General features: G+C 41.6%; 10 protein-coding genes and 1 pseudogene. All 11 read left to right on the top strand.

Annotated features, from left to right (window positions below; translation table 11 throughout):
• Positions 1–260: 260 nt before the first annotated feature.
• Positions 261–779, top strand: coding sequence for a T9SS type A sorting domain-containing protein (locus OOZ15_RS19330; RefSeq protein ID WP_265958093.1), 519 nt, complete (start codon positions 261–263; stop codon positions 777–779).
• The gene (locus OOZ15_RS19325; protein WP_265958092.1) at positions 776–2,143 is read left to right on the top strand and encodes a PKD domain-containing protein; all 1,368 of its coding nucleotides are present in this window, start codon (positions 776–778) and stop codon (positions 2,141–2,143) included. Before OOZ15_RS19330 ends, OOZ15_RS19325 begins: the two co-directional genes overlap by 4 nt.
• A 39-nt stretch (positions 2,144–2,182) precedes the next feature.
• Positions 2,183–5,986, top strand: coding sequence for a fibronectin type III domain-containing protein (locus OOZ15_RS19320; protein WP_265958091.1), 3,804 nt, complete (start codon positions 2,183–2,185; stop codon positions 5,984–5,986).
• Positions 5,987–6,005: 19 nt separating this feature from the next.
• Positions 6,006–6,791, top strand: coding sequence for a PoNe immunity protein domain-containing protein (locus tag OOZ15_RS19315; RefSeq protein ID WP_265958090.1), 786 nt, complete (start codon positions 6,006–6,008; stop codon positions 6,789–6,791).
• A gap of 97 nt (positions 6,792–6,888) precedes the next feature.
• Positions 6,889–7,032: a hypothetical protein gene (locus tag OOZ15_RS19310; RefSeq protein ID WP_265958089.1), complete on the top strand. Its 144-nt coding sequence runs from the start codon at positions 6,889–6,891 to the stop codon at positions 7,030–7,032.
• A 44-nt stretch (positions 7,033–7,076) separates the two neighbouring features.
• Entirely contained in the window at positions 7,077–7,508 is a 432-nt protein-coding gene (locus OOZ15_RS19305; protein ID WP_265958088.1) for a DNA/RNA non-specific endonuclease, read from the top strand.
• Positions 7,509–7,513: 5 nt separating this feature from the next.
• Positions 7,514–7,789, top strand: coding sequence for a hypothetical protein (locus OOZ15_RS19300; protein ID WP_265958087.1), 276 nt, complete (start codon positions 7,514–7,516; stop codon positions 7,787–7,789).
• Between the two features lie 83 nt (positions 7,790–7,872).
• Complete coding sequence (locus OOZ15_RS19295; protein ID WP_265958086.1) at positions 7,873–8,121, top strand: hypothetical protein; 249 nt, start codon at positions 7,873–7,875, stop codon at positions 8,119–8,121.
• 5 nt (positions 8,122–8,126) lie between these two features.
• Positions 8,127–8,927, top strand: coding sequence for a PoNe immunity protein domain-containing protein (locus tag OOZ15_RS19290; RefSeq protein ID WP_265958085.1), 801 nt, complete (start codon positions 8,127–8,129; stop codon positions 8,925–8,927).
• Between the two features lie 113 nt (positions 8,928–9,040).
• Positions 9,041–9,877: a hypothetical protein gene (locus tag OOZ15_RS19285; protein ID WP_265958084.1), complete on the top strand. Its 837-nt coding sequence runs from the start codon at positions 9,041–9,043 to the stop codon at positions 9,875–9,877.
• Between the two features lie 229 nt (positions 9,878–10,106).
• A pseudogene (locus OOZ15_RS19280) lies at positions 10,107–11,186 on the top strand (hypothetical protein); the annotation flags it as partial.

The raw sequence follows: 11,186 nt of genomic DNA, 5'->3' as shown, positions 1-11,186 counted from the left end.
AAGACCCGGAACCGGTTATCGTGGACCTTGGAGAAGACCGGACCTTGTGCAACGGACAGGAACTGGTATTGGACATAAGTATCGACGATCCCGGGGCCACCTACCACTGGCAGTCCGATAACGGGTATAACAGCACTTCCCCCGAGGTGAGCCTGGACCGGGCAGGGACCTATACGGCCACGGTGACGACCGGTAAGGGCTGTACGGGCAGCGACACGGTTGTCATTGCGACGTCCACGGCCGATATCGATTCGGAGTTTGTGATCGCCACCCAGGGCTTTACAGGGGAAGATATCGTACTGGTCAATACCAGTGACCCCATCAGTGAGCATACGGAGTGGATACTGCCCGAAGAAGCAGAAACCATACAGCAGACCCCTGAAAATATCACCCTGAGGTTTAATGAGGTAGGCGTTTACCAGGTGACCCTGCGTTCCTACCAGGGCGAATGCTACCAGGACCATACCAAACCGGTGGTGGTGGAACATGCCCGTGACCTGCCGGACGTGGGGGATACCGAAAACCCTTTTATAGAGGAGTTCCTTGTGTACCCGAACCCCAACAGCGGACGGTTTACCGTAGCGGTCACCCTGGCCGAGCCTGCCACGGCCTCGCTCAGGCTTTTTGACCAGGTCAGCAATAGCCCGGTGGACGACCGCCTGCTCCATGGATCGGATAAGTATACCACACAGTACCAGGTTTTCTTGACCCCGGGGATCTATATCCTTTTGTTGGAGACCCCGGAGGTACGCGACATCAGAAGAATTGTGATAGAATGATGAAAAAAAAACACATAAAAACAGTATTGGCCATCGTATTGGCCATGGGGATGGGCGGCTGTGCCAAAGAGGAGGCCTTTCCGGTAGTGGCGGATTTTAAGGCCACCATTGCAAACGATGATATTTCGGTACCGGTAGAAGTGGCCATTGTCAATTCCTCCGAAGGCGCTGATAATTACCGGTGGAGTTTTGAAGGGGGCTCCCCTTCTTCCTCACAAGATAAAAACCCGGGGGCTATTACCTATGACAAACCCGGAACATATACCATACGCTTAACGGCCACAAACAGGGACGGGAGTACAGACACCAAGGAATTGACCCTTGTACTCATTACCGCTGTTGAAATCGGCTTTACTACCGAAATTTTGGAAAGCAACTACAGCCCGGTGGAAGTTAAACTGACCAATACGACCCAAGGGGCCAACACCTACCATTGGACCTTTGAAGGGGGGACACCGGTGTCTTCGGATATGCAGCACCCCGAAAATGTTGTTTTCACCGAGCCCGGGGAGCATACCATTACCCTGGAGGCGGGCAATGGACAGGATACCTATCAAGAGCAAAAGACCATTACCGTTGCCCCTTACCTGGAAGCGGCCTTTGATATGGAAGTGGCTTTTGAGGACGATGACCATCAGGTACCGGTATCGGTAAGCCTTATTGACAACAGTACCAGTGCCACCGGTCACCATTGGACCTTTGAAAGCGGGACACCGGCCACTTCCGCAGAGGAAAACCCAGTGGTGGTTTTCAATACCCCCGGCACCCATACCATAACATTGGAGGCCACCAATGGCAAAGAAACAAAGACTATTTCTAAAACGGTTACCGTGTACCAAAACAGGAACCTAAGGACTTTTGAAAATATTAAACTGGGGATCAATACCGCCCATAGTAGTAACCATATCGGGGCGTTTTTCTCTTCCACTACCAGGCGGGTGTATAACCGTGATCAGGTAACAGATGAAAATGGGCCGCTGATCGATATCGTGTATTTCGGGCTGAACGGCAACTTTACCTATAACCGCTTTGTATCGCCCGACCGGGCGGAAGAGCTTACTTTTGAGCCCATCCCCGGGGCAGCGCACACCAAGGTTATCAACCTACAGGAATCCTGTGGGTGTCCGGCTTCGCTGAGCGCAGGAGAGTTCGATGCCATGAGCAACGGCAGTATACTATCAGGGCTTACCATTGAAGATACCAATGCGGGAATGCAGGATTTTGACGACAGTGTGGTGCCCAGGATCGTACTCTTCCAGACCGGGGACGGGCGCAAAGGGGCCGTCAAGGTCAAGGAATTTGTCCGGGACGGGCAGCAATCCTATATCATAGTAGATATCAAAGTACAAAAACAAGGAAGTTAAAGAGGAATATAAAAGAATTATAACCAGCATACATATTTTATGAATAAATCAAGTAGATATCAGCGAATAAAAAAGCTACTGATCCTTTTTATAGTACTGATCACTGGCCAAGTACATGCCCAGCTATATCCGGTAAGTGTTACTACACAAATGCACAAACCTTATAGCGTCCGGCTTTCGCAGTATACTACCTCCATTCAAGAGCGGCTTACGGTAACTTTAAACTTACTTGATGTCAATGATTTTAACAGGCAGGTTCGGTTAAAGTTAATTGTAAAGCGCAATAACCAAGTGTTCTTCACCAGTGGTCAAGTAGTGACTGGCGCTCCCTTTATCACTTTGGATGGTGGAAAACCAAACACCTTTACCAATTTAGATTTAGGGGCTTATTTTAGGTTGGAGAACCTACATGGGATTTCACCGCAAATGTACCACCAGCCACTTCCTGATGGGTTGTATCAATTTTGCTTTGAGGTCTATGACCTGGTATCGGGCAAGCGCCTTTCCCAACCCGGTGGTGATTGTGACCTAGTCTATATGGTCCTGCATGACCCTCCTATATTGAATTTTCCAAGGGCCGGTGATGTGGTAAGTGCTGAACTTCCCCAGAACATAGATTTTAACTGGACACCCAGGGGGATTGAACCTTCGAATGTGGAGTATGAATTTATCTTAAAGGAACTCTGGGATACCCAGATCGATCCCCGGGCAGCTTTTCAGGCAAGCCCACCACTGTACCAGACCAAAACCTTTGGAGACCGCTCCTTTCTTTATAATGACATCGCCCCGCAACTGATCGATGGGAAGACCTATGGGTGGCAGGTACGGGCCTTTGTAAGTGACGGGATCGAAGAAACGGCCCTCTATAAGAACAACGGGTACAGCGAGATCTTCTGGTTCACCTACCTGTCGGATTGCGACCCCCCGGGCTTTATCCTGGCCGAGGCCATCAGTACCAGTAGTGAACGCATTACTTGGGATCCAAACCTCGATCATTTAAGCTATCGGGTACAGTACCGGAAAGTAGATTACAAGGAAGAAACCGAAAAACAAAGGGCACGTAGGGAAAAGCGCAACAAACGAAGGGCTGAAAAAGGAAAAGACCTTATTGAGTTTGATCCCGAACGGGTGGATTATGAGTGGTACGAGGTGAATTCCCGCAACCCCTATGCCACCATCCACAACCTGGAGGCCGGTACCACCTACGAATACCGGGTGGGCGGACAGTGCCATGTCGGCAGCGGTTTTAGTTATTCCGACCCGAGGGAGTTTACCACCCCCACCCCTGAAGAGAGCACCTATTACAATTGTGGATTGCCACCTGAGGTGACGATTTCCAACAAAAACCCGCTGCAAAGTTTAAACGAGAATGAGACCTTTACTGCCGGGGATTTTCCGGTAACGGTCACGGAAGTAACCGGGGCCAATGGACGTTTTAGCGGAAAGGGTTTTATCAGGGTTCCGTACTTGGCCGATACCAAAATCACAGTGGTCTTTAACAATGTACAGATCAACACCGAGTACCAGCTGATACAGGGCGAAGTGGAAACTGCTTATGACCCTGAATGGGAGAATATAGAAAGCGTGGATGAATTTGTGGAAGGGGTAGCAGATTTGGTAAATATTCTAGGATTCACATTAGATGAAATTATTGAGTCTATTAAAGAGAATATCGAGATTAACCAGCAGGCAAACATTTTCATAGAATTAATGGAAGAGGTTTTGAATGATCCTAATAATGGAATGACTCAGGAACAACAACAAAACCTTCAAGACTTTATAAACGATAAGAAAAAGGTTAAAGAGGCAATTAAGCAAGCAAAAGAAGATTTTGCCAATGGGAAGAATGATGAATACGTAAAACAAAACTTAGTTTCTAACTTTACCCCATCCACCACTGAAGAAGAACTCTTTTATGATGACAAGGAATACATCTCCAAGGTATTCCAACAGATCAGGTGTGGTTATGTAGGTGGTTCCCGGGAGCTTCCAAATGATTATTTTGATAAAGTCGGACAGGACTTTACCGCCAGGTTTGATGATTATGGGGAGATTACCGTTAAACTGGCTTCCAAGCCTACCCGTTTAGGCAAAGTTGAATATGCTTCCGAAGAAACTACTTCAGGGGGCAACAAGAAAACAAGCCATTATGATGTGTTTACCCTGGATTATGGTGGGGTGGTGATCACAGCTAAAAAATATAACGAGTTAAGCCATACGGAAGATAAGCTCGAAAAACTTCAGGAGTATCTCTTCCCGGATAATCCAAATGCTATATATGAAGATTATCAAACTGTCCTTGCACAGGTACTCAACAAGGAAAGTTTTACAGATGATGATGTCAAGGCACTCAAATCCATTGCCAATTGTGGAGCGATGTATTTTTCTGTAGATGATAAGTACAGCATTATCAAAAAAATAGCGGACCACGGTTTTGCCCTGACCGAATATTATGAAGATTTGATCCTTGACCTTATAGAGAACTATAGTGGAGACCTGGCCACCTACTCCAATACATTTTTGGACAAGTTGGACGGTGACCCGGAATTATTGAAAGAACTCTTTAAAGGGATTGATAATACAGGGGCACAAACCTTTTGGAAGGGGAACGAAAATAACTTTGACCGCTTTTTAAAGGTGATTTATGGTCTATGGCAGGGCAGTAAGTATGCCAATACCGAAGGATATACCTACGTCGACGAGTTGTTGGACAATGGGGACTTAAGCCCAAGGGTGCTTACCTATGATGGAAAGTCCTGGTTCCCCAATGTGAGCTATGAGCCCACCACGTTCAACCAAAACGGGGTCCGTATTGCCACTGAAACCATATATGGCCGCCATGGAAACCTCGTATATGATTATTTCCAACCGGTATGGATCGTTTTTGAAAATGGCGGCAAAGGGAAGATCACCAAAACCGAAGTGCCTGCTATTTACTTTGCCGGAACCGCCAAAAAGGACAACTTGGAAAAAAGCCTTGACCAGATCGGGCTGACCATTGATGTAGCCCTTACCCTGACCGCCTTTGGTAATGTGACCAAACTAAGGCACCTGACCAGGCTGCAACAAATAGGCAGGATCACTCTGGCAGGTGTTGAAATATCCAGTGCTACGGCTGACATTTTGATAAGGTATACCGATCTTTGTGAAGGGAACGAAGCGTTTTGCGAAACTTTTCAGGAATATAATACATACCTCCAATTAGGTCTATTAGGTTCCGGTTTACTCAGGGCGAAATTTACTGCAAGCCGGGCTAAGGCCAAAAAGGCTTATGAAGAGCATCGAGAGGTTCTTGTAAGTAAATATGGGGCTGATGACGCAAGGATAAAGGAACTTGATGGGCATTTTGGGGTTGTTAGACAGGCAAATCAATGGATGGATGATGCATATAAAAAACAAAAAGACGTCATAGAAAAATACAAAGGAAAGACTATATCTGAAGCTAAAAGAAATGCCAAAGGAGTTTTTGGTGAAATGGCAACCGATGTTTATTTTGTTGAAAAAGGATATCAACCACTACATATAAGAAATGAAACATTACTCGACAGTTGGGGAGAGACAGGCATTGATCATGTTTTTGTTAAAAATGGTAAATATTATATTGTAGAATCGAAATATAAGGGATATGCCAAACTTGGATCTACGGCAGATGGAAAACAGATGAGTGATGGATGGATTACAGGATCTAATCGACTGTTGAATGCTGTTGGCGATGAACAATTAATTAATGAAATATTAGCAAATGAATATACAAGGGTACTTACTGAAATAGCTCAAGATGGGGGAATTATATTTAAAGAACTTGACGAATTAGGTAATTCCATTGGAACATTTACACCTTAATCACTAAATCATCTTATTTATGTTACGAGACCAAATAAAAGATAAAAACTTCTTTGATAGAATTATTGCAAATAAAGTAGTATCAAATAAAATATGGATATCCAAATGTGAGAATGGAGAGATAAAAGATAATAGAGTTTCATTTGTCAAAAGGAACATATCATGGACTAATTTGACGATACTATCAGCTAGGTATTCTGCTGGTTATTCAGTTGAAGAATTAGTTTTCAACTGGAAAAAAAGTGTGAAGTTGATCCATGAAAGCTGGGATGGATTTTGGAAATTGAAACAAGGCACTCCTCCCGTTGAACATGACCAATATATTTTGTCTGCCTACGATGAAATGCTATGGATGCTTTCCTTAGGCTACTTGTTAGATATTGAAGAAGCTGATTTTAAAAAGCTGGCAGAAGTAATAGATCGAGATGGTGTAAAAGATTATTTGTTTGAGTTTATTATAAGAGCAAAGTTAAAAGACAGGCAACCTATAACAGAAGAAAGCTACCGGGAGTTTTTTGGTATTCCAGACACATTTAAGAAACTACGCCAAGCCATTACTGAAACAAATAAAACAAAAGCTGAAAATTTGATAAAGGAATTTATCACAAAAGATTGGTATAAAAACCATAAAGATGCGGGCTGGTACAATAGCCATAAAAGTAAGCATGACACCTATTTCGGTTATTGGAGTTTTGAAACTGCAGCTGTAGTTGCTATTATGAATTTAGATGATAGCAGTTTTAGGGATTGTCAATATTACCCCAAGGATTTAGTAGACTTCTTTAGGGAAAATAAAAACACTTAAATCATGTGTTCTCCAACTAGTGTAAGCGTGACGCATACACCAGCGAGGGGATGTAAGAATTAAGGAACTGGATGGGCATTTTGGGATAATTAATCAAGTGGAGAACTTACTTGATGACATTGTAAATACCATGAAAGGGGATTTTCCAAATACATGGAAATTTAATAAAATTAATGATGAAGCTTTTGAGGTAATTGATGGTTCGGGAAAAAATGGGCTACCGTATATAAAGATAAAATAGTAGCTCCGGCGCGTATAGAGGTTGGTATACGCGGAAATCCAGTATTGAACAAAATTCCATTGATAAAAAATATGGTTTATGAAGTTGATGGATTTTTATACCAAACAGATGATTTAGGAAGGGTTATAAAAACGAATGCAGATCTTGATGACATTGCAAGGGTTCGTTTAGGGAACCAACAAATAAGAGCTGTAGATATAAAAGAAGGGATAAGAGGGTCAGATCAAGGAGGGCATATCGTAGGGTCGCGTTTCTTTGGTCCTGAGGAACAAATTAACTTATATCCACAATCAGCAACATTAAACCAAGGGGCTTGGAAGCAAATGGAGAATTCATGGGCAGATGCTATGATTAAGGGTGAAGATGTGAAAATTGAGGTACGCGCAATTTTTGATGGAACTTCTAAAAGACCTATTGGCTTTGAAGTTGATTATTGGATAGATGGCAAAAAATATAATCAACCTTTTGAAAATTAAATAAAATGAAGGAAATATTTCAAAAACTAGCACTAAAATTAATTGATGATATAGGAAATGTATATTGGAGGAAAGGGGTATTGGATATAATGAGACTTGAAGGGACAGTACGTTTTTCAGCGGTTTATTTTGATAAGAATGATAATGCTCAAAATGTTGAAGTAAATTTCGGTTTTTGGGAGAGTAGACTTGTACATAAATTATATGACACAACACAAAATGTCCCCCCAATACATGCTAATTGGAATAGAGTATATCTGGGATCAAGAACTACAAGATGAGGTTGACAGATTGAATGATAATGTTTAGACCAAGGTGCATGGAAACAAGTGAAAATTTAACAGAGGGCATAGTTTCCTAGGCTATGAGAAATCAAGGATATACTGTTATTGATGATATCGGTAAATATGGAACAACGCCTTTACCTGCACAAATGAGTGATGGATGGATATTGGGCAGCAATAGATTACAGAATGCAGTAGGACCAATCATATTTCAAGATATCAATGCAGTTGGTTATAGAAGACTTTTAGCAGAGGTTGCCCCAGATGGTTCGATTATTTATAAAGAATTAGATGAAGCAGCTAATATTATAGGAACTATTAATCCATAAATACTATGAGAGATAATTTAAAAAATTCCAAATATTGGGAAAGTAGGCTAAGAAGGTCTGAAAAATTTCAATTGGAAGATGTTGAGATATTGGACAAAGGTGAAATAGCCAAAGAGCGGATCAACATTCTAAAGCGGAGCATGTCATATTCACACATTAACACTTTATCCGCCAAATACTCTGCGGGGTATCCAATAGAAAATTTAAAAGATGACTTATTAAAAGCAATTGAACTAACATATGAAAGCTGGGTAGATGATGCATGGAAAATTAAAACGGGAAAACCTACTGGATCGGTTATATTAAATCAATATGGTTTTGGGGCATATGACCAAATGCTTTGGATGCTGTCATTAGGACTTTTGCTAAACATTAATGAAGCAGATTTTACAAAGTTAGTTGAAGTAATAGACCGAGATAGTGTCAAAGATTTTTTGTTTGAATTTATCATAAGAGCTAAGTTAAAAGATAGGCAACCAATAATAGAGGAAAGTTATCGGGAGTTTTTCGGCATACCAAAGGTTTTTGAAAAACTACGCAAAGCCATAACTGAAACGGACAATGCCAAAGCTGAAAATCTGATAAAGGAATTTACCACAAAAGATTGGTACAAAAATCACAAAGATGCTGGTTGGTATGACAGTCATAAACCAAACCGGAGAGGAGAAGTTATCTATTTCGGTTATTGGAGCTTTGAAACCGCTGCCGTGGTAGCCATTATGGATTTAGATGATAGTAGTTTTCGGGATTGCCAGTATTACCCAAAGGATTTAGTGGATTACTTTAGGGAAAACAAAAATGTTTAAGCCTTTGTGACAAAAGTGATGATACCATAGATATTATTGATGCCTTCTACGATGGCTGGATTACATTAAGGGACTGTGACAGGGTTATATTATTAATTATAAATTTAAGAAGAATGAAAAGCAAATTATTTTTTACACTATTATTTATTTCAACTTTTATGCATGCTCAAAACCTAAAAGTGAAAAAAGGGGAAATTTTATTGGACAAGAAAAAAGTTGGGAGCCTGGAAAAGATAAAAGTCAAAGGGGCAACCAATTATTATGAAGTAAGGAACAACCAAAATGAGCTTTTGTACAATGCGAAGTTGGTTTCCGAGGAGTCTAAGTTCTTTGGAAAAGCAAAAAGGAACGATTATTACATTATTGAATGTGTTAAGGAAAACGACAGTATTGGGATTGAGAATGATTGGTTTTATTTAGGCAAAAAACAAATCGCAAAGTATTTATTAAAAAATGGAATCTTAAGTACTAATGGGTTTAGTGCTTCCAAAACAAAAGAACTTATAAGCACCACTAATTCGAGACCAGGCTTTGTTCTAGAAAAAGTTGAAAAGGAAAACGAATTTATAAAGAACATTGGGTATAAGGTAGAGCGGGACAAGAGAAACCCATTATATATTGTAAAGGTTGAATCAGGTGTATCTTGGAGCGTCATGGATGAAAAGAGTATAAATCAGACTATATATGAAATATACCAAGGGGAGAACAAGGAAGATAGCGTACTTATAGGTTACGCATATATAGAATTTGGCGACATGGGAGGAAAAAAACTGATCATATCAAATGTTAAAGAATGTCCAATAGGTTATTTTGATAATGCTTGGTATTACACTTTTTATCCTTTAACTGAATTAAAACCAGAAAACCTAAGTTCTAAGAAACACTTGGATAAAACTATAGAAGCTATATATCAGTTCTCTCAAATGCTAATCGCAAATGATAAATTGTAAAATCAAGCATACGTAGCGGGGAGTCCTTAAGAAAATTCAAACGGGAAAGAATTTATTGTTAGCTCAAGATTTTGGGCAGCTATACTCCACAGCTCCAATAACAATTGGGGTTGTGGGGCACATAGTTTAAAATTATAATTTTTTGAAAAAACAATTACTACAAATATTTACATGTTATCCGCTAAATGGGACCCTTAAGCGTTTTCTATCATTTTATATAAAGGGATGGATGCCGAATAGGTTAATATTGGTTTTTTGGCTTTGTATGTTGTTTCCTATAATAACCATAGCCCAGCAGATTGATTTCGGAAACATTGGCAAGGGCAAAGCATTTAAAATCGGAGGGGGCATTTCTGCCAACAGTGTGTTCTATTCATCCAACCAGGAAGACAGCAGGGAACCCTTTACCTATTTCCTGCAAGGGAGCCTTAACATAGGCTTTTTTGAATTTTCCATGCCCATAAGCTATAGTTTTACCAACCAGGGATCGAACCTGGATTATGAACTGCCATTTAACTTTAACAGGCTCAGCCTGCACCCCAAGTACAAATGGGTACAGGCCCATATCGGGGATATCAATATGTCCTTTTCCCCTTATACGTTGAGCGGCCACCAGTTTACCGGAGGCGGCCTGGAACTCACTCCCAAAGGCGGGTTCTCCTTTAGTGCAGCTACGGGAAGGTTTTTAAAAGCAGTGGAAGATGATGGAGATCCACAGACCATTCCCGCCTATAAACGGATGGGTTATGGAGCCAAAGTGGGTTACAAGGCCGATACATATGAAGTCGGGCTTATCGGGTTTTATGCCCGTGATCAGGTAAACTCCATCGCTATGGTCCCGGAAGATAAGAACGTGCTCCCCAAGGAAAACCTTGTATTGAGCATAGAAGGGGCTTATGAAATCCTAAAAGGGATGCGGTTAAGGGCAGAATATGCTTCCACGGCCATGACCCAGGACCTAAGGGCGGAACCTAATCCCAATAATGAAAAGGTATTCTCAGGGCTGTTCTTTCAAGGCAGGACCTCCACGGAATATTACAGTGCCATCAATACCGGTCTGGACTACAGTTTTGGGAACTCTTCTATTGGAATTGGATATGAGCGTATCGACCCGGGCTATGAAACCCTGGGGGCCTTTTACTTTAACAACGATTTTGAAAACATTACCCTGAATGCTTCCACAATCTTATGGAAAGAAAAGCTGGATTTAAGCTTTAATATTGGCTATCAAAGGGATGATTTGGAAGGCCAGAAAGGGAACAGCACCAACAGAACGGTAGGCGCTGTCAATGCTTCCTTTGAAGCCTCT

The sequence above is a fragment of the Galbibacter kalidii genome (assembly GCF_026241135.1).
In the GTDB taxonomy this organism is placed as follows: domain Bacteria; phylum Bacteroidota; class Bacteroidia; order Flavobacteriales; family Flavobacteriaceae; genus Galbibacter.
This window is presented reverse-complemented; position numbering and strand designations above follow the sequence as displayed.